Annotated in this window: 15 protein-coding genes; 7 read left to right on the top strand and 8 right to left on the bottom strand. The window is 59.7% G+C overall.

The annotated features are described in order from the left end of the window. Positions 1 to 647 precede the first annotated feature (647 nt). Positions 648 to 3,770 (top strand): transglycosylase domain-containing protein, encoded by a 3,123-nt coding sequence (locus tag BSF44_RS08335; RefSeq protein ID WP_095943090.1) that lies wholly within the window; start codon positions 648 to 650, stop codon positions 3,768 to 3,770. Between the two features lie 171 nt (positions 3,771 to 3,941). After that, positions 3,942 to 8,591, top strand: coding sequence for a dermonecrotic toxin domain-containing protein (locus BSF44_RS08330; RefSeq protein ID WP_095943089.1), 4,650 nt, complete (start codon positions 3,942 to 3,944; stop codon positions 8,589 to 8,591). A 79-nt stretch (positions 8,592 to 8,670) separates the two neighbouring features. On the opposite strand, the gene BSF44_RS08325 is transcribed toward BSF44_RS08330, so the two are convergent. From BSF44_RS08325 to BSF44_RS08300, 6 genes are all read right to left on the bottom strand, one after another. Continuing rightward, positions 8,671 to 9,933 (bottom strand): hypothetical protein, encoded by a 1,263-nt coding sequence (locus tag BSF44_RS08325; protein ID WP_095943088.1) that lies wholly within the window; start codon positions 9,931 to 9,933, stop codon positions 8,671 to 8,673. Positions 9,934 to 9,958: 25 nt separating this feature from the next. Then, positions 9,959 to 10,453, bottom strand: a complete 495-nt coding sequence (locus tag BSF44_RS08320) for a CS1 type fimbrial major subunit (protein WP_095943087.1) — start codon at positions 10,451 to 10,453, stop codon at positions 9,959 to 9,961. A gap of 62 nt (positions 10,454 to 10,515) precedes the next feature. Then, on the bottom strand, positions 10,516 to 11,259 hold the full coding sequence (locus BSF44_RS08315; protein WP_095943158.1) for a pilus assembly protein: 744 nt from the start codon (positions 11,257 to 11,259) through the stop codon (positions 10,516 to 10,518). A gap of 59 nt (positions 11,260 to 11,318) precedes the next feature. Continuing rightward, positions 11,319 to 12,533, bottom strand: a complete 1,215-nt coding sequence (locus BSF44_RS08310) for a hypothetical protein (protein ID WP_256589035.1) — start codon at positions 12,531 to 12,533, stop codon at positions 11,319 to 11,321. Positions 12,534 to 12,622: 89 nt separating this feature from the next. Continuing rightward, positions 12,623 to 15,145, bottom strand: a complete 2,523-nt coding sequence (locus BSF44_RS08305) for a CS1-pili formation C-terminal domain-containing protein (RefSeq protein WP_095943085.1) — start codon at positions 15,143 to 15,145, stop codon at positions 12,623 to 12,625. A gap of 111 nt (positions 15,146 to 15,256) precedes the next feature. Continuing rightward, positions 15,257 to 15,736 carry a CS1 type fimbrial major subunit gene (locus BSF44_RS08300; RefSeq protein ID WP_095943084.1) on the bottom strand — a complete coding sequence of 160 codons (480 nt, stop codon included), beginning with the start codon at positions 15,734 to 15,736 and terminating at the stop codon, positions 15,257 to 15,259. A gap of 506 nt (positions 15,737 to 16,242) precedes the next feature. Here BSF44_RS08300 and BSF44_RS08295 point away from each other — a divergent pair. Both BSF44_RS08295 and BSF44_RS08290 read left to right on the top strand, forming a co-directional pair. Then, a complete protein-coding gene (locus BSF44_RS08295) occupies positions 16,243 to 16,818 on the top strand; it encodes a PadR family transcriptional regulator (RefSeq protein WP_095943083.1) in 576 nt (191 codons plus the stop codon). Then, on the top strand, positions 16,815 to 17,597 hold the full coding sequence (locus tag BSF44_RS08290; RefSeq protein ID WP_095943082.1) for a siderophore-interacting protein: 783 nt from the start codon (positions 16,815 to 16,817) through the stop codon (positions 17,595 to 17,597). Before BSF44_RS08295 ends, BSF44_RS08290 begins: the two co-directional genes overlap by 4 nt. Before the next feature lie 99 nt (positions 17,598 to 17,696). Here BSF44_RS08290 and BSF44_RS08285 read toward each other — a convergent pair whose 3' ends face one another. Continuing rightward, entirely contained in the window at positions 17,697 to 18,356 is a 660-nt protein-coding gene (locus tag BSF44_RS08285; RefSeq protein WP_095943081.1) for a Pr6Pr family membrane protein, read from the bottom strand. A gap of 2 nt (positions 18,357 to 18,358) precedes the next feature. After that, positions 18,359 to 18,589, bottom strand: coding sequence for a VF530 family DNA-binding protein (locus BSF44_RS08280; RefSeq protein WP_046041003.1), 231 nt, complete (start codon positions 18,587 to 18,589; stop codon positions 18,359 to 18,361). Positions 18,590 to 18,959: 370 nt separating this feature from the next. Here BSF44_RS08280 and BSF44_RS08270 point away from each other — a divergent pair, with 370 nt between their 5' ends. From BSF44_RS08270 to lon, 3 genes are all read left to right on the top strand, one after another. Next, complete coding sequence (locus BSF44_RS08270) at positions 18,960 to 20,342, top strand: carbohydrate porin (protein WP_095943079.1); 1,383 nt, start codon at positions 18,960 to 18,962, stop codon at positions 20,340 to 20,342. A 214-nt stretch (positions 20,343 to 20,556) separates the two neighbouring features. After that, positions 20,557 to 22,968, top strand: coding sequence for a glucose/quinate/shikimate family membrane-bound PQQ-dependent dehydrogenase (locus BSF44_RS08265; protein ID WP_095943078.1), 2,412 nt, complete (start codon positions 20,557 to 20,559; stop codon positions 22,966 to 22,968). Between the two features lie 297 nt (positions 22,969 to 23,265). Further along, positions 23,266 to 25,683, top strand: a complete 2,418-nt coding sequence (gene lon, locus BSF44_RS08260) for an endopeptidase La (protein WP_095943077.1) — start codon at positions 23,266 to 23,268, stop codon at positions 25,681 to 25,683. Positions 25,684 to 25,827 lie beyond the last annotated feature (144 nt).

Genomic DNA, 25,827 nt, shown 5'->3' with positions numbered 1-25,827 from the left:
TCCTGCAGGACAAAACCTGCAAGATCAGCGGGTCGTGCAGTATAAAAAGCTGGCGACAGAGATATTCACTCTATAAATCACAAAATTCAGCCATAAATCCCGGCAAAAACCCGACTTACGGAGGGGCATCACCTAGATTATGTAGGAATTTTCGCCATTTAAAGGGCGCGGAGTATTGCACAGCCTTGGTGCGTCGTCATGCCCCCAGCCAAAGCCTATAAAGCTCTAGTTCAAGTGTTTCAGCCTTCCTGCCTACTGGCGCAGCAGATGCAAAACCAAAAAACCAGATCTTCCAGACAGATCAGAGTTGCTGGTATGGGGGCCGCTTCGCAGTCCAGCGGGAGCAAGCTCGCCACAAAAAAGAGGCCATTACCCTAATGCTGTTCACTTAAGCGAATGTGGTCCTCTGCAGGAGCGAGCCTGCTCGCGATGGTCGTTAACGATAATGCGTATTTACTGGCTAAACGCGGTGCTCTTAAGTCCATCGTCGGAACGCCGCCCGGAGCAAGCTCGCTCCTACAGTTTCCTTAACCGAACAGAATTAGCCATTACCCGACGTTTTGCCCTTCACATTTTCTTCCCCCCCGCCAACCACCGTCTAAGCTTCATTCAAGTCCGATCAATCTGCGTGAATGGATCAGTCGACTATGGGCGCTTTGTGGCAAACCGATTCGAGTAAAACCGTGGTTCCGAATGAATGTGAGGATGAAGCGCCTATACCTGAAAAACCCCGTCGTTCCAGGCACGGATGGGGAGCGTTCTGGCTATTGCTGTTGATCATCGCGGTTGTCGTGGGGCTGGCGGCTGCAAGGGAGATGCGTACATCGAAGTTCCAGGCCCGGGAAGTCAGCAAATACGCCGCCTCCTTGAGCTATGAGCTCAAACCCGGCCCCAGCGATGCGATTCGCTATCCGGGGGAAGGCCCGTTCGATCGGCGCCTGGGCTACAGCTCTCTGGATGAATTCCTGCCGCGCCTGATCAAGCGCGATTTCGTCGTCGAGGCGCAAACCCGCTTTTCCCCGGCGCTGTTGAAGTACAGCGACAAGGGCCTGTTCGTGCCTTATGCCGAGAAAATCCAGGCCGGGCTGTCGATCACCGATTGCCGTGCAGCGCCGCTGTACCAGTACAACTATCCACAGCAGCTTTACTCGACCTTTGCCTCGATCCCGCCGGTGGTGGTCAACAGCCTGCTGTTCATCGAGAACCGCTTCCTGCTCGACCCCAGGCAACCACTGGCCAACCCGGCGGTGGACTGGCCAAGGTTCGGCATGGCGGCGTGGTCCCAACTGGCCAAGATGTTGCACGTGCCCGGCCAATCCGCCGGTGGCAGTACCCTGGCCACGCAACTTGAGAAGTACCGGCATTCTCCCGATGGCTTGACGGTCAATGGCGCGGAAAAGATTCGCCAGATGATTTCCGCCACCGTACGCGCCTATCAGGCCGGGCCACAAACCCTCGAAGCCCGGCAGAACGTGGTTCGCGACTACCTCAACAGCGTGCCGCTGTCGGCCGTACCGGGCCACGGTGAAGTGCACGGCATGGCTGAAGGGTTGCGCGTGTGGTACGGCTCCGATTTCAATCAGGCCAACGAAGCGCTGACCAGCACCGCGACGGATCCAAAGACCATGGCGGAAAAAGGCCTGGCCCTGCGCGAGATGCTGTCGTTGATGATTGCCCAGCGCCGTCCGTCGCACTACCTGACCAAGGGTCATGATGAACTGGCCGACCTCACCGACAGCCATATTCGCCTGCTGGCGCAAAACCATGTGATCGACGCCGAGTTCGCCGCCGCCGCCCTGGCCAGCAAAGTGACCTACCGCGACTGGGCCACCCAACCGACCATTCAACCGATTGAAACCAACAAGGGCATCAGTGTGGCGCGAAGCCGTCTGGCCGGCATGCTCAATCGCCCGCTGTATGACCTCGACCGCCTCGACCTCTCCGCCACCAGCACCCTGCAAGGCGAGTTGCAAAGCGAAGCCACCGAGTACCTGAAAAAACTGGCCGACCCTGAGTTTGCCACGCAAATCGGCCTGATCGGCGAACGCCTCCTGACCCCCACCAGCACCACCCAGGTACGCTACAGCTTCACCTTGTTCGAACTGACCCCGGACGGCTCGCGGGTTCGGGTACAGACCGACAGCACCGACCAGCCATTCGACATCAACGAAGGCAGCAAACTGGAACTGGGCTCTACCGCGAAAATGCGCGTGCTGACCACCTATCTGCAAATCATCGCCGAACTGCACGACAAATACGTCGGCATGACCGTTGCGGAACTGAAGAAAGTCGACGTACCGGACCAGGACCGCCTGAGCCGCTGGGCGGTCGATTACCTGATCGAGAACAAGGACCGCGACCTGAAAAAAATGCTCGGCGCCGCCCTCGACCGCAAATACTCCGCCAGCCCCGGCGAGGCGTTCTTCACCGGTGGCGGCCTGCACGTGTTCAACAACTTCCGCAAGGAAGACAACGGCCGGATACCGCCCCTGCGCGATGCCCTGCGCGAATCGATCAACCTGCCGTTCATTCGCCTGATGCGAGACCTGGTGCGCTACACCATCTACTCCGGCCCCAACAGCAGTGCCGAACTGCTCAAGGACGACCGCGACCCGCGGCGTCAGGAGTACCTGGCCGAATTCGCCGACCGCGAAGGCACTTCGTTCCTGCTCAAGTTCTGGAAGAAGTACAAGAACAAGGATACCCAGGACCGCCTCGACACCTTCCTCGACAGCATGCGCCCGACCCCGATCCGCATGGCCGCCGTGCACCGCTACCTGCTGCCGCAGGCCAGCCAGGAAAGCTTCAACGCCTTCGTGCGCTCGCACCTCAAGGGCGCCACGCTCACGGAGAAACTCACCGACGAACGTCTTGTGCGGCTCTACGAGGCCTACGGTCCAGGCTCCTACGACTTGCCGGACCAGGGCTTCATCGCCAAGGTCCACCCCTTGGACCTGTGGCTGATGGGCTACCTGCTCAATCACCCCGACGCCAAGTGGAGCGACATCGTCAAAGCCAGTCAATTCGAGCGCCAGGAGGTCTACAGCTGGCTGTTCAAAAGCCGGCACAAGGGCGCCCGCGACAGTCGCATCCGCACCATGCTGGAGATCGAAGCGTTCCTCGACATCCATCAGCGCTGGCAGAAAGTCGGCTATCCGTTCGACCACCTGGTACCGTCGCTGGCCACCGCCATCGGCAGCTCCGGCGACCGTCCCGCCGCCCTGGCCGAACTGATCGGCACCATCCTCAACGATGGCGTGCGCATGCCGACCCTGCGCATCGACAGCCTGCATTTCGCCGCGCACACCCCCTTTGAAACCCAACTGATCAACGACCCGGACGTCGGCAAACGGGTGATGCCGTCCGAGGTCGCCACGGCCATGCGCGAAGCCCTGTCACAAGTGGTGGATGCCGGTACGGCCAAACGCGTGGCCGGCAGCTTCAAGCTGCCCGACGGTACTCCGCTGGCCATGGGCGGCAAGACCGGTACCGGTGACAACCGTATCGAAGCCATTGGCTCCGGCGGGCGGATCCTGAGTTCGAAATCGCTCAACCGCACGGCCACGTTCGTGTTCTACATTGGCGATACCCACTTCGGCACCCTGACGGCGTATGTGCCGGGTCGCTCGGCGGAAAGCTTTACCTTCACCTCGGCGTTGCCGGTGCAGGTGCTCAAGGGCATGGCACCGATTCTGACGCCGTACCTGCAACCGGGCACCCACACGATGTGCCAACCAACCGCGGCCACCGAGGCAACCGTCCGCCGCTAGGCATGGATCGACAGATACGCCCGCGTGGCGGTAACCATATATTTTTAACTCCTGGATTTTGCGGGGATCGAGGAGCAATAGACGTTGTTTCCAACCTGTTTTTGCGCTTTTTTTGGGGCTTCCGCCTATCTAGTCTGTTCGTTCCATCCATGATCAACGGACGATCAGGCAATGCCCCACCCGTATAGAATTTCAGACTCACTCGCCAACGACCTGGCGGATCAAAGCATTCATTTCGACCTGGTCAGAAAGGCCATCCCTTCCTGGCTCTCAGAAGCTCCACTGTCTCGTATCACTGCGCTGAAGGCTGACCGGGTAAGCATTCCCGATTGGCAGGCGAACGCGGCACAAGCGCTACAGGAACGCTTGAAACATGGCATCAAGCTTGGCTGGTATGCGCAAAACGATGTCGACCGGGCCCTGAGCGAACTGCAGGACGTTTACGCCTTCGCCAAACCCTTGTTGCAACAGGCACTGAAGGAGCGTTTCGGCGTTGAAGAGGACGTCGAAGAGACTTGGCTGCGGTTGTATGCACCGGCAAAAACGTCATGGTGGGTGCATGACTTTTCTGCCGGGACCACCAGCCGCACTGTCTCGCTGCTGGATGCCGCCCTGCATAATTTTTCCCGTGACGAGGCGTTCACCCAGAACTCCGAGTTCATCACCCGCCCCAACGCCCGTGGGCATTTCGACGTGGTCCAGCTCAAGCACAAGCTGAGCATCGAGCAGTTCAAATCGTTGTGCCGTGAACTGGACATTGGTGCGCAATATCAAAAGCACCTGAACGAATTCCTGCTGCCGCACAACCGCGTGGCCAGCAACGTCCTGCGCCACAGAGTCACCCTCAGCCACAAGACTGCGCTCAACATCGCGGCGCACATGGCACTGATGAAAAACGACATCGAGCAGGACGCCTTCGACGTGGTGCAGGGTCTGCTCGATGACCGCAAGAACCTGCGCTGGAGCGGTCGCTCCGTCGACTGCTACAACCTGACGATGATGGACATTCGCCTGACCGGCATCGTTCTGATCACCCCTGAAGCAAACACTGCGGCCAACCCGCTTCCCGTCATCGCGTATGTTCCCCATGACCCGCAACACCCACTCAAACAATACCCGTCGTCGCTCGAATTCATGGCTGAACTGACGCGCCAGTTGCGCGATGCCAGCGCCCCCGGGAGCTATCAACAATTCTTCAGCCAGTTCGTGCCTCATCAGCAGCGCGGACATTTCTTTGCCGGGCTGAACGACCGGCTGAGCAAGGTCAAATGGCAACCGGTTGCGCCCGGCTCCAACCTGCCGAGCTGGCGTGAAACCCCTGTGGATAACCCCAACCTGCAATATGGCCTGTCGAGCGTCAGGATCGATCGGGAAACCGTTTTCAAAGGCGATCTGTGGGGTTACTTCCACCGGCAAAAAATCAACAAGGTGTTCAACGACGCACGGGACATCGCGATTTCCACCGAGTACGCCGACCGCATGGCCCGCTGGGCCTGGTGGGATAACCTGGAAAAAATGCTCTCGGACATACTCAACGCCGCACTGCTGGTGGTCACGCCGCTGGTGCCCGGCATGGGCGAGTTGATGCTGGCGTACACCGCGTATCAACTGACCAATGAGGTGGTCGAGGGCATTGTCGACCTGGCCGAAGGTCGCCTGGCAGAGGCCGGTGAGCAAACCATCGGTGTGCTGGAAAGCATCGTCCAGTTGGGCGCATTTGCGGCGGGTGGCGCAATCGGTAATGTGGCGCGAGCGAAACTCTCGCCGTTTTTCGAAAGCCTGAAACCGGTGCAGTTGGCAAACGGTGAGACACGCCTGTGGAACCCTGATCTCAGCCCTTATCAACGAGCCGACGTGGTTTTGCCGGCGGATGCACAGCCTGATGGACAGGGTATTCACCTGCATCACGGCCGGCGAATTTTGCGCCTGAACAATCAACACTTCGAGGTGCTGGACGACCCGGTCAGCGGGCAACAGCGCATCCGCCATCCGCAGCGGTTCGACGCCTATGCACCGACTCTGCGACACAACGGCCAGGGTGCCTGGGTCTGCGAAACGGAGAATCCGCGGAGCTGGGAAGGCACGACACTGATGCGCCGCCTAGGCCATACGACCGATGCCTTCAGCGACACGCAACTGGAGCAGATCCGTCAGATCAGCGGTACTGAAGAGGCCGCGCTGCGCAGGATGCACATCGAGCACGCCCCTCCACCGCCCTTGCTGACCGATACCCTGCAACGTCTGGGGGCACCGGTGAATCCGCCTCCTGCGTTGTCCTCCGAAATGGCCGCACTTTTCAGCGATTTTCCCGAACTGCCTGAAACCGTCGCGGAAAAAATCTTCGCTGGCGCCACCCCGTCGGAACGCCAGCAGATGACCCGGCACAAGCGCCTGCCCTTGCGTCTGAGAAGCCAGGCCCGGGAGCTTCAGTTCGAGACCCAGGCGGTCCGCGCCGCCCACGGCCTGTACGACGACGCGTTGGTCAGCGGCAATACCGAACGCCTGGTGCTGGGTACCTTGCGGATGCAAACCGATACCTTCGGCAACCTGCGTATCGAGATCCGCCAGGGCGCCATCGACGGCGAACTGCGATGCAGCGCCGGGCCGGAAGATGCAACCCGGGTGCGATTGATGATCCGCGACGAATCCGGAAAGTATGAAGTGCGTGACGCCGAAGATCAGCAGATCCATGCGGCCGATGATTTTCTTCCAGCCCTGCTCCAGGCCATGGGCAGGGATGGGATGAGAGCGGTGGGATATCGACCGGGCGATACCGAGTTCTTCAAGCAGTGGATCATCGCAAAGATCGAAACACCGAGCGAGCGCCGGACGGTTCTGGCCACGCCACCGATTCGTACTGTGGCCGAGCACGAGACCATGCTGTTGGTACGCGGTGCCGGTACCAGCAAGTCCGGTCAAACGCTGCACGAACGGATTCACGACCTGCATCCACACTTCAGCGACAATGAAGTCGACATCTTTGCCCAGGCCCTGATCGAAAAGGGCGAACCGATGAAGCTTTTGGAGGAACAGGAAAAGGATCTCGACGAACTACGCAAAACCGTCGAACTCTGGGAGCACCAATTCGCCGGGCTGGATGCCGATAATCCGATACCGCTACGCGGCACGCGCCTGCACATTGCCGAGCGCCTGCTTGAGTGTTTCGAGCGAAAAAACAGTGAACTCGGCAACCGTGCCAATCCGGATGGATATGCACTGGATCTATCGCGGGAGTTTTTTCCCGTGGACCTGGAAGACGCATGGCCGGAACGGCCGGAGCTGAAAAAATACCTGGATAAAGTCACGGTGCTGAAGCTCGACAACACGCGTTTTATGGCAACGCCGGATGGCTTGCTGCAAGACTTCCCCAATCTGCGCCAACTCAGCGCCAGACGTTGCAAGCTCAAGACGCTGCCCGACAGGATCGGGGCCATGCACCGGCTGGAACGCCTGCAGTTGAGCGACAATGCCATTGTGCTCGATACCGACGCAGTCCTACGGCTCAAGCAACTGACCTACCTGGAAATACTCAAGCTCGACGGCAACCCCCTGGGGAGAGTGCCGGACATTGGTCGCATGCCCAGGCTCAAACTTGTGGCCTTGAAAAAAACCGGCCTGACCACCTGGCCCGCCGGCACCCTGGCCAAAACCCGACCAAGGGGGTTTCTCCTGGACCTGCGGGACAATCCCCTCAGCGTCATTCCCGAGGTGGTGCCCGGCAGGCCGGAAGCCTGGGTCATTGCGCGCACCCGACTCAACGTCGGTGATCTGTCGGAGATGAACCAACTGCAATACCAGGAGACTCGTCGCTCAGTGGGATTGCCGCCCGAACCTCTGGTGATTTCTCACCCGACAGTATTCGACGGCACTGCGGATGATTGGGCCGACGTGCCCGGGTTGGGGATAGAAAGGATCGGCACTTTAAGAGAACTGACCGAGGAACCTCGGTCCCTTGAGTTCATCGAAGTGGTGCTCAAACAGGGAAGATCGGCGGATTTTGCCGCTGCTGGCCCAACTCGCCGGCAATTGGAGCAGCGCATCGCGCGCATGATCGATGCCGTGTACATCGACACTCAGCTGCGCGAGCAGCTCTACACCATGGCCATCGCCCCTGTCGATTGCGCCGATGCCGGTGCGCAGTTATTCAACAACATGGGCATTCGCGTGCTCGTCTCCGAGGCCTATTCGTATTCCACCGACCCGGCGCAGCTTGAGCAAAAACTGGTGACCCTGGCCAAAGGCGCCGCGCGCCTGGAACTGGTCAACGAGGTGGCCCGGGCCGATGTCGCCAGTCGTGGCGGCAACCCGGACGAAGTCGAAGTCTATCTGGCCTACCAGACCGGCCTCGCCTCGCGGTTGAACCTGCCATGGCAATCCAAAGGCATGCTGTATCGGCCGGTGTCCGGCGTCACTGACGAGATGATCGATCAGGCCTACGACACCGTTCTGGCCCTCAGCGAAGGCGACGGTCTGGTCAACGCCATGCTCGAACAGGAGTTCTGGGAGAGCTATCTGCGGGACACTTGGCCGATACAGATCGAATCCAACAAACAACTGTACCTGAAGAAGTACGAAGCGCTCGAAACGCTGCGCGCCACCCAGCTTGAATGGGTGGAGTCGACCTCGGACATCCAGCGCGCCGAACTGCGCAACCGGCTCCGGACACTCATGAATGATCTGCCGGCGCCCGATACCGTGGTCTTTGCCGATGAACCCATCAGCGAAGCGCAATTCGACAGGATGCTCACCGACCTCGGTGACAGCGAGAAAGAGTTGGCCAGGCGCTTGACCCGAGCGGCCCTGCGTAAAGCCGGACAATGACCATCCCGACATGACCCGCGGGCAGCCTGACGACTGGCAACAGCGTCAGGCCGCCTGCTTGCCATTGATATTCAGCCCGTCAGACTTCCGAATCCCAGATCACCGTGACACGACCGGTGTACGGGCTCGCGATGTTGGGCTGTTGCAGCATCCACTCCACCTCATACTCCGGCACCTCGAAGTGCAGAACGCCGGGTGCCCTGTCCACATAGAAACCGGGTTGGAATATTTGCGCGCCTTCGGGTCCCCACTTGAGTCGCTGATGCTTGACCGGTTGACCGGACAAATCCGTCAAACCATTGGGCAGGCTCACGCCGACCCGCAGTTCGACCGGTCGCCTGCCGATTGCATCCTTGATCACGCAATCATAAGTACTCCATCGCTCACACTCGAAATACATTTTGAAACGCGACGACGCTGAAATATGGAAAGTCTGGTCACGGAACAATCGCACTGGTTTGCGTCCCGCGTGCAACCAGCTTTGCCAGCCGCCCGCCGGGACCAGCTGGAGTTTTTCGCCACCGGGGGGAATGTCGACCTTGAGGGTGTGTTGCACATCGAGGTTGAAGTCCAGGGTCAATGCCGAATCGGTCGGCAACAGGACATCGCCGAAATCGAAATCGCCATTGGGTCCGACGCTATAGGTGAGCGAACCGGTATATTGCCCTGAAGCCATGCCCAGGGGATTGGGGGTCTCCAGTTCGTAGCCGAAATCCAGGTAATCGAAACGCAGCCAGGGGACGTCGAATTTGGCCTGTTTTGCACATGCACCCACAATGGGCGTTTTCCAGAAAAACAAGTAGAAGTACGTACCGTAATAGCCATTCCCGCTGGTCTGGCAAGGTGAAGGTGCGTATACCCAACTCGCCCCCCACAATCGATTGTGCGCAATCTGGTAGTCATCGGCGCCCCCCACCAGTTCCTTCACATCATCCGTCACGGCCTTCGAGCCAATGCCGGCGATACGCACCCTGACCTTCTGAGGGTCACCGGTGGTTTCGTGATGCACCGTCAGTTCGCGCCATTGCGCCGGGACTTTCAACATTGCCCCTTGCCTGGGGGAAGAATGGTTGGCCGGGATCGGCGCACGGGAATTGAATTGAATCGGCACCTGCAGGCTGAAAAACTGATTCGCCTCACATTGCTGCGGGTAATTCGCGCAATAGCCGCTGGGCGGCGTGGTATTGGTGAACTTGTTGAGGTGCGGACGCGCCGAGTCCGGCTTGAATAACGCGGTGATCGTAGCCACCTGAGCCTCGACCGGGCTTGCTGCTGCACAAGCAAGCAAAGCGCCCGCCAACCAACAAAAAGGGCGTGAAACGAAAGAACGCGAGACGTTCATATGAACTCCGTCAGTCTGCCTCACGTCAAGGCGCGGCAGCGGTGAATATCAACTGGACATTGCCGTAGTAATGGCCCGGCTTGTAACCGCCAGCGGGCACTTTCGGCTGGATCTCCAGCGGGAAGCGTCCACCCGCCACGGCCTGCGCCACAGGCACCACTTCTTGCGGTCGTGGGTCATGGCTCAATTCCTTGCCGTTGAAGCTGACGCGCAAATAGATGTTCTGGTCGTCGCGCCCGTTGGACAAGTAAGGCTCGGCCTCCAGCCGTGCCTCGATGGCACTGGTGTCGTGCTTGACGTCGAAATTCTTGCGTAGCCCCTCCAGCGTTTTTGTGTGAATGTTCCATGGCAATATCTGTTCGCGATGTATCCAGTTCGTCTCGGCAGGTATCACGTAAAACCCCAAGGTCGGGATATCCACCCGCACCTCGAACGTGCGCTCTTCCCGTGCCGCGAACGTGAGGGAAGTCACCAGCGCCATAACACCTGCGCACACGGCAATGGCCGATTGCTTGATCATGTCAGCTACCTGTTACGTCAAAAAATGCCGCGAGCCCGCCAGGGCGACTCGCCCCTGCTGTGTTACTGGCTGGCGATGCGTAGCGCTTTTTTCGACGCGCCCTCGACCAGATTGAAGCGGTACTCACGACCGGGCTTCTTCTCGAATTCGAAGGTTTTGCCGGCCAGAATGTGATGCTTGGTGACCGGCTCGCACTCGGTTTCGTTTTTCAGCGAACAGTTGCGGAACTCATCGATCAGCACCACGGTGTTGCCGTTGTTGCGCAGTCGATAAACACCGGCGCTGTCATCGATCACAGTGTCGAACCGACTGTTTTTCGGTCGCACGAAAAACACCGTGCCAAACCCGGTCATCACGTTGACACCCGCCGACAGGTTCTCCTTGTAGGCTTCCCGGTCTTCAGCCGACACAGCGAACTCATCTTCCTTTTCCGGCACCACCGGTACGAAGCGCACACGGAAGTAACGTTCGGTGTCACGGTCGCCCATGACCAACAGACGCGTACCCTGCATGCCCTTGGCCGGCACGATCAGCCGCGCAGGGCTGGCCATCAAGCCATCCCGGCCGCTGCCGTCCGCCTGGGTCTTGACCGGAATTTCGCGATGACTGCCATCGGCGTCGTAGACGATTTCCAGGATGTTGACCTTGACGAATGCCGTGCTGTCGCCGCTGTTGAACACACGTTTGAGGTAGGTGCTCTTGTCGCTGTCCAGATAGTCGTAGACCGTTCCGACGTTGATTTGCGGCCCGGCGCAAACCGCGAAGGAAAAACCACTCAAGCCCAGCAGTGCCCACAAACGTTTCATACTTTTGAACCTCATCACATAGAACACAAATCGGACACGCGAAATCGATACGCGAGCCATCAGACTTCCGAATCCCAGATCACGGTAATGTTTCCGATATAGCTGGCCGCCTCACCGGATTGCACAATGGAGTTAACGTAATAAGGAGACATTTCGAAGTGCAAAACACCGGGCGCCCGATCAACATAGAAACCAGGCTGAAACTTCAAACTCTCCTGCCCCAGGCCCATACGTAATGGGCGACGATGAACCGGTTGCCCGGCCAGATCGGTCAAACCGTTCGGCAGACTGACACTGACCTGAACCACGGCGGTTCGCTGGGAAACAGAATCGCGAATCATGCAGTTGAACAGCAGGCTGTATTCGCATTCCAGACTCATCTTGAAGCGCGACGATGCGGAGATATTGAACGTCTGATCCCGAAACAAACGCACAGGCTTGCGCCCCGCGTGCAACCAGCTTTGCCAGCCGCCGGCCGGAACCAGTTGGACTTTTTCGCCACCGGGCGGGATATCGACCTTGAGCGTGTGCTGAACTTCCAGGACGAAATCCAGCGTCAAGTCGGAGTCGTTTGGCAGCATCACGTCGCCCATGTCGAAGTCACCTCCGGGGCCGATGCGATAACTCACGTCCCCCGTATAGAGACCGGATGACATCGTCAGCGGATTGGGGGTTTTAAGTTCATAGGAGAAGTCCAGGTAGTCATAAGTCATGGCCGGTATCGGAAAACTCGCAGTCTTGACGCAAGTCCCTTGTACCGGAGTCTTCCAGAAAAACCGGTAGTAGTTGTCCGAATACAGTCCGACACCACTGTAGGTACACGGAGGTGCCGCGTTTACCCAGCCTCCCCCTGGACCGCCCCATAAGGCGCGATGCCCTTCAATGGCCGTGGCGGCACCTGTCAGATTGACCGCGGTATCACTGAGGATGTATCGGGAACCGAAACCGGCAATACGCACCTCGACGGTTTCCACTTCGCCCGTTTCCCTGTTCGTCACCGTTAACGGACGCCACAGGGCCGGAATGCTGAACATCGCACTGTTGCGCGGCGACGCATTGGGTTGCATGGGGCTCGTCGACTCGAAACGCATGGGCAGGCGAATGCTGAAGGTCTCGTTGTCCCGGCATTCACTTGGATAGTCGGCACAATAGCCACTGACCGGCGTTTTATTGACGAACATGTTTCGTTGTGGGTTGGCAGAGTCCGGGGTGAACAGCGCCCGGATCTCCTGATTCACCGCCTGTACCGAAGGCGCCGCTACGACCACCAGCATCCCCAGCCAGCGACCGCGTCGCAGCAAGCGGGAACATGTAGAGGTTGGTTTCATGATCACACTCTCTTGAACATCGGAATCGGGGCCGCTCAACCTGCCGTACGCCGGTTGGAAGAGGCATCCGCCAAGGTGTCCGGCGAACAACGCAGATCACCGATCATCAGCACGTTGTTTTCACTGCGGTGCTGATCGACGTCGAGTCGGAACTGGCACAGCAACTGGTCGGCATAACGCACTTCCAGGGTGGGCGAGCCGGCATTCATTTCCATCGAGAAGAAGCCATCGACTTCGCTGACCCCGCGGCTGGCGTGATTGATCACGTGGTGCCCCTTGAGCGGCCGCCCTTGCGGGTCGACCAGCCGACCGAGCACGGTCAGGGTTTTCATCACCCGCACCTTGCGGTACTCCACGCCGCCCTTGTTCAGGTGATAGCGGGTACGCGCCGGTTCGATGCTTGCCGCCGGCACGTGATTGCCTTCGAAGTCGAAGCTCACCGAGCTGTTTTTGTAGGCTGTGAGCGGAATGAAATTGCGCCCCGGGCGCAAGGCCGCGCTGCCGCCACTGAGGTCGTCGGCGCGCAAGGCGATGCCGTCGATGTCGGACTCGACGTCGACGATCATCCCCGCCCCGCGTCCCTGATGCCGGCTGGTCAAGGCCATGCGCCGGGCACCAACCACTAGCGTGCTGTCCAGGTTCAGGCCGCCGGTGAAGTTGTCGTTGAACGACGAGCGTTGGATAAAGCCATCGCCGTTGATCGCGTCGGTACGAAAGTTCGCCAGGCTCGAAAGACCGACACCATAGGTATCGCTGAGCGCCGTCACCGAGACGCTTTGCAGCACGTGGTCTTGCAGGTCCTTGCGGTAACCGAGCGAGCCATTATTGTCACGGCTGCCATCGCGGGCCGTGCGGCTGCCGATGCTGCCGGAAATCTGCTGCCCCGGACCGCCCAACGCCATGTTGATACTCAGGTCGACGCCACGATTGCGCGCATCACCGCTGCTGAAACTGCCCGGACGATCAAACAGCGACAACCGCCAGTTGGCGTCGCTGCCGAACAACACGGTGCGTTGTGTCCAGCCCAGATCGGCGCCCACGCCTTCGACGTTGCCCTCGCTGTGAGACACCCGCGCGTTGAACGAACTTTTACGGCTGATCCGGTGATTGAGCGCCAGCGATGAATTGCTGGTCTGCCCGGTGAATACGTTGCGCTGACGCACACGGGTGCCGTCGGGCAAGGTCTCGTAGGTGTTGGTGGTGTCGAGCCAACTGCGGTTGTGGCTGATCACCAGACTGCCGGCGCCATAGTTGTACAGGCCTTGCAAGTCGGTGCCGGTGCCGTGGTCTTCAGTCTGGTACAGGTTGGCGTAGAGACTGACGCTGTTGCCCAGGGTCCAGTCAATGGAGCTGCCATATTGCAGCGTTTCCTGCACCTGACGGGCCGACAGGCCGAGAATCACCCGTGGATGCAGCAAGTAGTTGATCGCTGCGCCGACGGTGGCATCACCACTGGCCTGTTGATCCCAGTTGCTGAGCAATTTGCTTTCCTGCCCGGCGAACAGGTTGTAGCGCCAGCGCTCATCAAAGTTGCGCCAGTTACTCGGCTTGTAAATCAGCTCCTGTGTGGTCGAGGTGATTTGACCATCCTCAATCAGTCGCACTTCCACTTCATAGATACCGCCCGGCAACGGACGGGTGTCGAGGGTTTGCAAACCGGCCGGGACTGACTGGGTGTTGATCAGCAGGCCATCGCGATAGATTTCCACGGAGCCTTGCCGGTTGGCCGTGACATAAACCGGGTACACGCTGGGTTTGGGGTTGTCGATCGCCAGGCTGTCGGAGCTGCCGAACATCACACCCACTGCCGTATCGGGGCTTGTGCCGAACGAACGGGGCTCGCGCGTCAGGCCTTCGGAGTTGGGGGTGAAGTAGCCCAGACGGAAAAAACGGCCTTCCAGTTCACGCTGGCTATAGAGCTCATGCACCGCGTGATAAGTCTTGTCGTCCGGACCGCCAAGACGAGACAGTTGCATGTTGAAGGTCTGGGTCCAGTTGCCCAGGCTGCCGCTGGCCTCCAGACCGTAACGACCGCCCAGATCTTGATCCTGGCCGCCGTTGAGATTGAGTTGGTTACGCACCATCAGGCCACTGCTGCCGCCTTCCGGTTGCTCGTAATAACGCTTGGCTTCGCTGTCGCGCTCGGCATTTTCGGTGACGATCGACAGCAATGAATTTTCAAGGTTGTAGTGCACCGCCAGCATCTGTTCCGGACATTGCCCGCTACAGGCGCCCAGCGTCACGCCGGGTTTCAGGATATCGGCCCAGGTCTCGCGCTCGCTGGCACTGAAACGGCTTTCGCTGGTGTCGGTGAAGTCGAGCAACGTCACCCGGTCATCGCGGGACAACACGATCATCGACTCGCCGAGGGGTTGTTGATCGAGCTCGACCCGAACCGCCAACGGAACATCGAAGAAATGCTCCTCGAACTCAGCCGGCAGGCCCTTGGCCTGTGCCAGCAAACTCCGCGGCGTGTTATCAATGGAAGTGGGCGCCGCAAATGCACTGCTACATAACAGCAGCGCAAGCGCCGCCGCGATGGGCGTCATCGGGAACATGAACGAATACTCTGATTGCAAAGAAGTCAAAACACGGCCGACAAACCGGAACGTTTGCCGACCGGGTACGTTACTTGGAACAAGTAAGCGTTTTAGCGTCGAATACCTTAATTAAACAGAAGGTTCAACGACCAACATGACAACACCGGTGTAGTCGCCGGCATCAGGTTTGCCGCCATTAACTGCACTGATTTTGAACGGTGCGCGATAACGCGTATTGGACTCAGTATCTCCAACGACTTCTTGCGAAGTGGTGGTCAGCGTCTTGCCATTGAGTTCGACTTTCAAATCAATGGTTTTGCTACCGGCAATCAGCTTTGGCACGCCTTCGAGCCGCGCGTTGACCTTGCCGGCGGTATGCAGGACGTCAAAATGCCCGTCGACGGTTTTCATGGCGTCGATGCCTGGGTTGTAACTCATGTCCTGATCCTTGTTGACCAGGTCGGAATCAACCGGCACTGCGTAGAAGTCATCGGAAGGAACATGGGCGATCAGGCTGATGGAGTGCTTGGCTTCGGAAGCGGCAAATGCCATGGAAGAACTCAGAGCCAGAACAGCCAAGGGAGCAGCGAACGCAATTTTCTTGAACATCTTTCAGTACCTGTTTTTAAAAAGGATGAGTGCTGAAAATTCATCTCGAGTAAAAAACCGTCACGAGCAGTCATTTACCCAGCTGAACTTTCAACGCCGAAAGATGATCGTGAAATTTATCTTGAAAGTAAGCAGGCAAGTTCCTGCAAGTGCGTAGCCAAAGTGCTATGACTCTAGAAAGAAAAAACCGGAAATGACTATAAACTCAATGTTTGACTGTAAGAGACAGACTACAAACAGCCTTTTAACCACCACGACCTGGGCGATATTAACAAAGTAGCTTCTGTAAGACTAATACCACACTCCCCGTAAACAATGGCCCAAAACAACAGATTAGAGAGTTAACACTAATTTTGGCATTTGCACCTGCTCTGCTGACCCTTGTTTTTTGTGATTTGAAGATGATTTCCAGTCCGCTGCCGGGAGTGGCCGCTGGTCGGGAGGTCTTGCCTTCTCGCAAAGATATATCTTAAGTTGTATCTAAACGCGACGAGAGAAAGCAAAAAATGAGAGACCATCATTCCCCCCACCGCGACCACGGCAACGGTCGTGACGGCTTCGAGAAACGCCCCGCCCGCGAACGCGGCGGCCGCGGGCCCCGGGTGTTTGCCCCCGGCGATCTGAAGTTGTTGCTGCCGGCATTGATCGCCGAGCAGCCGTGCCATGGCTACGACCTGATCCGCCAGATCGAAGGCATGTTCGAGGGTGCCTACTGCCCCAGCCCCGGCGTGATCTACCCGACCCTGACGTTCCTGGAAGAAAGCGAACTGATCCTGGGCGACGCCGAAGGCGGAAAAAAACGCTACACCATCACCGACGCCGGACGTCTGTTCCTGCAAGAGCAAGCCGTTGCCCTGGATGGCGTGCGGATGCGCATTGACGTCAGCAAGCGTTCGCTGCGCGGCCATGATCGCCCGGCGGAAATCCATGAGGCTGTGCATAACCTGCGCCACGCCCTGCAAATGCACCATGGGCGCTGGAGCCCTGACGAGATCCTGCGGGTACGTGACCTGCTCAACGACACCGCCAAGGCCATCGTCGACGGCCCCGCCGTTCAACCCGTTCAGGAGAAAGCCGAATGACTGAAGTGATCACCACCATTCACCGCGTCATGCATGAGATCAAACGCCGTCGCCTGGAGGTGTTGCGCGTGGTCGACCTGACTCCACGCATGCGCAGGATTACCCTCGGCGGCCCTGAGCTGGCAGGTTTTGTCAGCCTGGGCACGGACGATCACGTCAAACTGTTGTTCCCGCAGAACGCCGAGCAGGCGGCGGCCCTGGAAACCCTGGTGCTGGGCGCCGGTAAGGACAACGGTCCGCTGCCCGAGATGCGCGACTACACCCCGCGCCGCTACGACCTCGATACCCTGGAACTGGACATCGACTTCGTGCTGCACGGCGACGGCCCGGCCTCGACCTGGGCGGCGCAGGCCCAACCCGGGCAGTTCCTGCACATCGGCGGGCCACGGGGTTCGATGATCGTGCCGGACATCTTCGACAGCTATTTGCTGATCGGCGACGAAACCGCCCTGCCCGCCATCGCCCGCCGTCTGGAAGGCCTGGCGGCCAATCGCCGTGCGCTGGTGATCGTCGAAGTGGAAAACGGCAAGGAGCAGCAAGTGCTGCACAGTGCAGCCGAGGTCAATGTGATCTGGGTGCTGCGCGAAGGAGGCAAGGACAACCTGCTGACCACCGCGCGCCAGATCCAGGTGCCGGCCGGTAGCCTGTACGCCTGGGTGGCGACCGAGAGCAAAGTGTCGCGGCAGATTCGTCGGGTGTTGCTCGATGAACACGGGCTGGACGAGCAGTTCGTCAAGGCGGTGGGGTACTGGAAATTGGCTGACAGCGACGAGGAGTGACCTGCTCACGGGCCTCTTCGCGAGCAGGCTTGCTCCCACAAAGGGCGGATGTACGCAATCCAACGTGGGAGCTTGCTCGCGATGGCGGCGCCTCAGACACTACAAACGCTGACTCTTGGTACGAGACCCAAGCCACCGATCCAGCCCGATCACCAGCAACGCAATCACCACAAACCCCGCCAACAACCCGCCGGCATTGATGAACACCTGTGGATAACCCAGCTTGTCGACATCGATGAACGGATACGGGTAAACCGCCAGCAGATGCCCGCGCAACAGTGAATAGGCGAAATACAGCAGTGGATAAATCACCCACGGCGCGATATGCCACCCGCGTAATGTGCCCTTGGGCACACACCGCCACCAATACCCCAGGAACAGCAGCGGCATGATGTCGTGCAACAGCTCATCGGCCAGCCATTGCCAACCCTCGGGGTGCCACAAGTGGCGCAGCAGCAGGTTGTACGCCAGGCTCACCACGGCGATGCTCACGGCAATCCCACTGCTGACCCAGGGCTGCAGGAACCAGCGACGCGCGGCTGACTCGCGGGATGTCCATTCGCAGGTCAGCACGGTCGCCACCAGGGTGTTGCTCAGCACGGTGAAATAGCTGAAAAAACTCACCAGCCCGCCGATCAGGCTGGCGCCCAGCGTCCAGCGTGAATGGAAAATCAGGTACATCTGGATGCTCAATCCCGCCCAGCCGAGCATGGCAGCCACCGCCACAAAACGACGGCGTAAGCCGGGCGGATTGACCATGTTCAAAGCGGTCGTTTAGTGCGCATCAACTTCACATACAAGCGTTCGACCTTCTCCCGCGCCCACGGGGTCTTGCGCAGGAACGTCAGGCTTGACTTGATGCTCGGTTCGCTCTTGAAGCAGCGGATATCGATGCGCTCGGCCAGCCCCGACCACTCGTAGTGTTCAACCAGCGCGTTGAGGATCTGTTCCAGCGTCACGCCATGCAACGGATCGGTGTTGTGTTCGGTCATGCCGGGCCTTCGAGCAGAGTGTGAATTGGAAGTCGCGCACCTTAGCCGAGGGTTTCGTTGGGTGGAAGCGATCTGTTAAATGTAGGTGATCCTGGAATCCTGTAGGAGCGAGCTTGCTCGCGAAAAACGCAACGACGCCGCTGGGTATCTGGTTTGACGCGTTATCGTTCACGACCATCGCGAGCAAGCTCGCTCCTACAACGAGCTGACTGTTACAAAATCCGAAAGGCTGCATGTCAGCGAAAGCACTTTCTCTATTTGTAACAGATCATTATCCTTGCGCCCCGCTGCCTGCTGAAACGCTTCTGCTTTCGCTTCACGCCTGCTGCTTTCCGTTTATCCCCAGAAAAAGATCAAGAACTCCGTCTCTATGCCTGACTTCAAATCCTTGCGAGACAGCGCTGTCTTTGCAGCTGCTGTCCACCGAAACGTCCTGCCCCTGATCGGCGGCCTCACCGCGCTGGGCCTTGCCACCTATGTTCAGGCGGCGCCGGCCTTCGATAGCGATTCACCGTGGATGCTCGGCGACTGGAACGGCACTCGCACAGAACTCGCGGAAAAAGGCTACGACTTCAAAGTCGACTACACCGGTGAAATGGGCAGCAATCTTCACGGCGGCTACGACCATGACCGCACCGCGCGCTACAGCGACCAGTTCGCCCTGGGTACTCACCTGGACTTGCAGAAGATCCTCGGATGGGACGACGCCGAGTTCCAGTTGACCATCACCGAACGCAGCGGCAACAACATCAGCAACGACCGCATCAACGACCCGCGTGTCGGCGGCTTCACCTCGGCGCAGGAAGTCTGGGGCCGCGGCCAGACCTGGCGCCTGACGCAGATGTGGTATCAACAGAAGTTCCTCGATGAAAGACTCGACATCAAGGTCGGCCGATTCGGCGAAGGCGAAGACTTCAACAGCTTCCCCTGCGACTTCCAGAACCTGGCGTTCTGCGGCTCCCAGGTCGGCAACTGGGCGGGCGACATTTGGTACAACTGGCCGGTCAGCCAGTGGGCGATGCGGGTCAAATATCACCTGACGCCAGAGCTTTATGCACAGATCGGCGCGTACGAGCAGAACCCGTCGAACCTTGACCGCGACAACGGTTTCAAGCTCAGCGGCAGCGGCACCCAGGGCGCAGTCGTACCGGTGGAGCTGGTGTGGACGCCGAAACTCAACGGCCTGCCGGGTGAATACCGCGCCGGTTACTACTACAGCAGCGCCAGCGCCACCGACGTCTACAAGGACAGCAATGGCCAGCCTGCCGCCCTGAGTGGCGAAGCCTATCGCAGCGCGTCGAGCAAACACGGCGTGTGGCTGGGCCTTCAGCAGCAAGTCACCAGCCTCGCCAGTGACCACTCCCGGGGCCTGAGCCTGTTCGCCAACGGCACGATGCACGACAAGAAGACCAACGCCATCGACAACTACGTCCAGGCGGGCCTTGTCTACAAAGGCCCGTTCGACGCGCGCGCCCGGGACGACATCGGTTTCGCCATGGCCCGCGTTCACGTCAATCCGGCCTTTCGCAAGAATGCCGAGGCGACCAACCAGGCCAATGTCGTCTTCGACTACGACGATCCGTCCTACCTGCCGCCCCAGGACACCGAATACAGCGCCGAACTCTATTACGGCGTGCACGTGACCCATTGGCTGACCGTGCGCCCGAACCTGCAATACATCCGCCATCCCGGTGGCGTGAACGAGGTCGATGACGCGCTGATCGGCGGGATCAAGGTCCAGTCCTCGTTCTAAAAAACACCGAAAAAACCCTGTAGGAGCGAGCCTGCTCGCGATGAGGCCATCACAGCCAACATTGATGTTGCCTGACCCACCGCTATCGCGAGCAGGCTCACTCCTACAGGGGTATGCGTCAACTGAATCGATTTATCTGAACCATGCCCGCGCCGGATCGTCATCTACAGTGAACTTGCGCAGGACTACTTGAAACGTCACGGAGAATCACACTATGAGCACTGATAGTGCCTCGAGTCGAAGCCGTCTATGGCCGACCCTGCTCGGCATTCTGCTTCTACTGATGGGCCTGGCCATGCTGGCCGGGGGGATCAAGCTGAGCATGCTTGGCGGCTCGCTGTATTACCTGCTGGCCGGTATCGGCATCGCGCTGAGTGGCGTGTTGCTGATCGCCGCCCGCCGTGCGGCGCTGGGCCTGTACGCACTGGTGCTGTTCGCCAGTACTGTTTGGGCGCTATGGGAAGTCGGCCTGGACTGGTGGCAACTGGTGCCGCGCCTGGCGCTGTGGTTTGCTCTCGGTGTAGTGATGCTGCTGCCGTGGTTCCGTCGTCCATTGCTGATCAACGGCCCTGCCCCCCTGGGCACCGGTGCCTTGAGCGTGGCCGTGGTCCTGGCCGGCGCCACCGCCGCGGCCAGCCAGTTCACCCATCCGGGCGAGACCTTGGGCGAACTGGGTCGTGACTCGGCTGACATGACCAGCGCTGCACCGCAAATGCCCGAAGGCGACTGGCAGGCCTATGGCCGCAGCGAATTCGGTGACCGCTACTCGCCGCTCAAGCAGATCACCCCGGCCAACGTCGGCAAGCTGCAAGAAGCCTGGCGCATCCAGACCGGCGATCTGCCAACCGCCGATGATCCGGTGGAGCTGACCAACGAAAACACCCCACTCAAGGCCAACGGCATGCTCTATGCCTGCACCGCCCATAGCAGGGTGCTGGCGCTGGACCCGGACACCGGCAAGGAACTGTGGCGTTTCGACCCGCAGATCAAGAGCCCGGTGGGCTTCAAGGGCTTCGCCCACATGACCTGCCGTGGCGTGTCGTACTACGACGAAGCGGCCTACGCCAAGTCTGAAAACGCTGCTTCGGCAGTGATTTCCGAGGCCGGCAAAGCCGTCGCCCAGGCCTGCCCGCGTCGTCTGTACCTGCCAACCGCCGATGCACGCCTGATCGCGCTCAACGCCGACACCGGCAAGGTCTGCGAAGGTTTCGGTAAAAACGGTGTGGTTGACCTGACTCAAGGCATCGGACCATTCACCCCCGGTGGCTACTACGCAACCTCGCCGGCAGCGATCACCCGCGATCTGGTGATCATGGGCGGCCACGTCACCGACAACGAGTCGACCAACGAGCCATCCGGCGTGATCCGTGCCTTTGACGTACACGACGGCCATTTGGTGTGGAACTGGGACAGCAACAATCCCGACGCGACCGAACCGCTGCCAGAGGGCGAGCACTACAGCCGCAACTCGGCCAACATGTGGTCGCTGGCCAGCGTCGACGAGAAACTCGGCATGGTCTACCTGCCACTGGGCAACCAGACCCCTGACCAGTGGGGCGCAGACCGCACCCCGGGCGCCGAGAAATTCAGTGCCGGCCTGGTCGCGCTGGATCTGGCCACCGGCAAGGTGCGCTGGAACTACCAGTTCACTCACCACGACCTGTGGGACATGGACGTCGGCAGCCAGCCAACCCTGCTGGACATGAAAACCGCCGACGGCATCAAGCCGGCTGTGATCCAGCCGACCAAGCAAGGCAGCCTGTACGTCCTCGACCGTCGTGACGGCACGCCGATCATCCCGATCAAGGAAATCCCGGTACCGCAAGGCGCCGTGAAAGGTGACCACACCGCGCCGACCCAGGCCCGTTCGGACCTGAACCTGCTGGCCCCGGAACTGACCGAAAAAGCCATGTGGGGCGCCAGCCCGTTTGACCAGATGCTGTGCCGCATCCAGTTCAAGGAACTGCGTTACGAAGGCCAGTACACCCCGCCGTCGGAACAGGGCAGCCTGATCTATCCGGGTAACGTCGGCGTCTTCAACTGGGGCGGCGTTTCGGTCGACCCGGTTCGCCAGATGCTCTTCACCAGCCCGAACTACATGGCCTTCGTCTCGAAAATGGTGCCCCGCGCCGAAGTCGCGGCCGGCAGCAAGCGCGAGAGCGAAACCGCGGGCGTGCAACCGAACACGGGTGCACCTTATGCGGTGATCATGCACCCGTTCATGTCGCCGTTCGGCGTACCGTGCCAGGCTCCGGCCTGGGGCTATGTGGCCGGCATTGACCTGACCACCAGCAAAGTCGTGTGGAAACGCAAGAACGGCACCAGCCGCGACAGCTCGCCATTGCCTATCGGCCTGCCACTCGGCGTGCCAAGCATGGGCGGTTCGATAGTCACCGCCGGCGGCGTCGGCTTCCTCAGCGGCACGCTGGATCAATACCTGCGCGCCTATGACGTCAACACCGGCAACGAGCTTTGGAAGTCGCGCCTGCCGGCTGGCGGTCAGGCTACGCCAATGACCTACACCGGCAAGGACGGCAAGCAGTACGTGCTGCTGGTCGTCGGGGGCCACGGCTCACTGGGCACCAAGATGGGTGACTATGTGATTGCGTACAAACTGTCCGAGTAAGTTTTAGCGGCAGTCAAAACAAAGGCGACGCCCTCACAGGCGTCGCCTTTTTTATGGTCACCATCGTCCCATTGTAGGAGCGAGCCTGCTCGCGATGGTGTGTCAGCCAAATTGATGCCGACTGACACACCATCGCGAGCAGGCTCGCTCCTACAGTTGAACGGTGTCGCGCCGAATCCCAGCTAACCTGTCTGTGCGCTGAACACGCCTTTGAAACACGGCTTCGCAGAAAATGACCGTTGAAACCACCGCCAACCTGCCCCATCTAAGACCCATACCCATTGCGCAGGTGCCCCCATGAGCGACCAGCAGGAATTCCCCGAAGACCCAAGCGAATACGCCGATCCGGAAAACGCCCCGCAGCACAAACCTGGCAAAGGCCTGGCCCTGCCTGGCCAAAACCTGCCGGACAAGGTCTACATCATCCCGATCCACAACCGACCGTTCTTCCCGGCCCAGGTCCTGCCGGTCATCGTCAACGAAGAGCCGTGGGCCGAGACCCTGGACCTGGTGGCCAAGTCCGAACACCATTGCCTGGCCCTGTTCTACATGGACACGCCCCAGGAAGACCCGCGCCACTTCGACACCTCGGCCCTGCCGCTCTACGGCACCCTGGTCAAGGTGCACCACGCCAGTCGCGAGAACGGCAAGCTGCAATTCGTCGCCCAGGGCCTGACCCGCGTACGCCTCAAGACCTGGCTCAAGCACCACCGCCCGCCGTACCTGGTGGAAGTCGAATACCCGCACCAGCCCACCGAGCCGACCGACGAGGTCAAGGCCTACGGCATGGCGCTGATCAATGCGATCAAGGAACTGCTGCCGCTCAACCCGCTGTACAGCGAAGAGTTGAAGAACTACCTCAACCGCTTCAGCCCCAACGATCCGTCGCCGCTGACCGATTTCGCCGCCGCGCTCACTTCGGCCACCGGCAGTGAGCTGCAGGAAGTGCTCGACTGCGTGCCGATGCTCAAGCGCATGGAAAAAGTCCTGCCGATGCTGCGCAAGGAAGTCGAAGTCGCGCGCCTGCAAAAAGAGATTTCTGCCGAAGTTAACCGCAAGATCGGTGAACATCAGCGCGAGTTCTTCCTCAAGGAACAACTCAAGGTCATCCAGCAGGAGCTGGGGCTGACCAAGGACGACCGCAGCGCCGACCTCGAACAGTTCGAGCAGCGGCTGGTGGGTAAAGTCCTGCCGGCGCAGGTGCAGAAACGCCTCGAAGAAGAAATGAACAAACTGTCGATCCTCGAAACCGGTTCGCCGGAATATGCGGTGACCCGCAATTACATCGACTGGGCGACCTCGGTGCCGTGGGGCGTGTACGGCGAGGACAAACTCGACCTCAAGCACGCGCGCAAGGTGCTGGACAAACACCACGCCGGCCTCGACGACATCAAGGACCGCATCCTCGAATTCCTCGCGGTCGGCGCCTATAAGGGCGAGATCAGCGGTTCCATCGTACTGCTGGTGGGGCCGCCGGGCGTTGGTAAAACCAGCGTCGGCAAATCCATTGCCGAATCCCTGGGCCGGCCGTTCTACCGCTTCAGCGTCGGCGGCATGCGCGACGAAGCCGAGATCAAGGGCCATCGCCGCACCTACATCGGCGCACAGCCGGGCAAACTGGTGCAAGCGTTGAAAGACGTCGAAGTGATGAACCCGGTGATCATGCTCGACGAAATCGACAAGATGGGCCAGAGCTACCAGGGCGACCCGGCCTCGGCGCTGCTGGAAACCCTGGATCCAGAGCAGAACGTCGAATTCCTCGACCACTATCTGGATCTGCGGATGGACCTGTCGAAAGTGCTGTTCATCTGCACCGCCAACACCCTCGATTCGATCCCCGGCCCGTTGCTGGACCGGATGGAAGTGATACGCCTGTCGGGCTACATCACCGAAGAAAAAGTCGCCATCGCCAAGCGTCACCTGTGGCCCAAGCAGCTTGAAAAAGCCGGCGTATCCAAGGGCAGCCTGAGCATCAGCGACAGTGCGCTCAAGGCGTTGGTTGACGGTTACGCCCGTGAAGCCGGCGTGCGCCAGCTGGAAAAAAACCTTGGCAAACTGGTGCGCAAAGCGGTGATGAAACTGCTCGACGAGCCGAAAGCCGTGATCAAGCTCGGCCCGAAGGACCTCGAGGCGTCCCTCGGCAAACCGGTGTTCCGCAACGAACAGGTGCTGTCGGGTGTCGGCGTGATCACCGGCCTTGCCTGGACCAGCATGGGTGGCGCGACCCTGCCGATCGAAGCCACGCGCATCCACACCCTCAACCGTGGCTTCAAACTCACCGGGCAGTTGGGTGATGTGATGAAGGAGTCGGCGGAAATCGCCTACAGCTACGTCAGCTCGCACCTGAAGTCCTATGGCGGCGATCCGAAGTTCTTCGACGAAGCCTTCGTCCACCTGCACGTACCGGAAGGCGCCACGCCGAAAGACGGCCCGAGCGCCGGCGTGACCATGGCCAGTGCCCTGCTTTCGCTGGCGCGCAATCAGCCACCGAAAAAAGGCGTGGCCATGACCGGAGAACTGACGTTGACCGGGCATGTACTGCCGATTGGCGGCGTGCGGGAAAAAGTGATTGCGGCGCGGCGACAGAAGATTTTCGAACTGATTCTGCCGGAGGCGAACCAGGGCAATTTCGAGGAGCTGCCGGAGTATCTGAAGGAAGGCATCACCGTGCACTTCGCCAAGCGGTTTGCGGATGTGGCGAAGGTGTTGTTCTGAAAGTGATGTAGTGCCTGCTCCATCGCTATCGCGAGCAGGCTCGCTCCTACAGGGTGTTGCGATGAACACACAATTTGTGAACACCGCCAACCACTGTAGGAGTGAGCCTGCTCGCGATGGCGTCAGCCCAGCCACCGCTATTCT

Origin of the sequence: Pseudomonas sp. ACN8, from assembly GCF_002303925.1 — a bacterium.
Lineage (GTDB): Bacteria > Pseudomonadota > Gammaproteobacteria > Pseudomonadales > Pseudomonadaceae > Aquipseudomonas.
The sequence above is the reverse complement of the archived record's forward strand: the minus strand, read 5'-3'. Positions and strand labels throughout refer to the sequence as shown.

Bases quoted from the DNA above. Each gene is read 5' to 3' on its own strand.
- BSF44_RS08320 (WP_095943087.1), bottom strand. From the start codon at position 10,453: ATGATCAAGCAATCGGCCATTGCCGTGTGCGCAGGTGTTATGGCGCTG.
- BSF44_RS08285 (WP_095943081.1), bottom strand. From the start codon at position 18,356: ATGGTCAATCCGCCCGGCTTACGCCGTCGTTTTGTGGCGGTGGCTGCC.
- BSF44_RS08305 (WP_095943085.1), bottom strand. From the start codon at position 15,145: ATGTTCCCGATGACGCCCATCGCGGCGGCGCTTGCGCTGCTGTTATGT.
- BSF44_RS08270 (WP_095943079.1), top strand. From the start codon at position 18,960: ATGCCTGACTTCAAATCCTTGCGAGACAGCGCTGTCTTTGCAGCTGCT.
- lon (WP_095943077.1), top strand. From the start codon at position 23,266: ATGAGCGACCAGCAGGAATTCCCCGAAGACCCAAGCGAATACGCCGAT.
- BSF44_RS08290 (WP_095943082.1), top strand. From the start codon at position 16,815: ATGACTGAAGTGATCACCACCATTCACCGCGTCATGCATGAGATCAAA.
- BSF44_RS08300 (WP_095943084.1), bottom strand. From the start codon at position 15,736: ATGTTCAAGAAAATTGCGTTCGCTGCTCCCTTGGCTGTTCTGGCTCTG.
- BSF44_RS08265 (WP_095943078.1), top strand. From the start codon at position 20,557: ATGAGCACTGATAGTGCCTCGAGTCGAAGCCGTCTATGGCCGACCCTG.
- BSF44_RS08325 (WP_095943088.1), bottom strand. From the start codon at position 9,933: ATGAACGTCTCGCGTTCTTTCGTTTCACGCCCTTTTTGTTGGTTGGCG.
- BSF44_RS08315 (WP_095943158.1), bottom strand. From the start codon at position 11,259: ATGAAACGTTTGTGGGCACTGCTGGGCTTGAGTGGTTTTTCCTTCGCG.
- BSF44_RS08330 (WP_095943089.1), top strand. From the start codon at position 3,942: ATGCCCCACCCGTATAGAATTTCAGACTCACTCGCCAACGACCTGGCG.
- BSF44_RS08295 (WP_095943083.1), top strand. From the start codon at position 16,243: ATGAGAGACCATCATTCCCCCCACCGCGACCACGGCAACGGTCGTGAC.
- BSF44_RS08310 (WP_256589035.1), bottom strand. From the start codon at position 12,533: ATGCTGGTGGTCGTAGCGGCGCCTTCGGTACAGGCGGTGAATCAGGAG.
- BSF44_RS08280 (WP_046041003.1), bottom strand. From the start codon at position 18,589: ATGACCGAACACAACACCGATCCGTTGCATGGCGTGACGCTGGAACAG.
- BSF44_RS08335 (WP_095943090.1), top strand. From the start codon at position 648: ATGGGCGCTTTGTGGCAAACCGATTCGAGTAAAACCGTGGTTCCGAAT.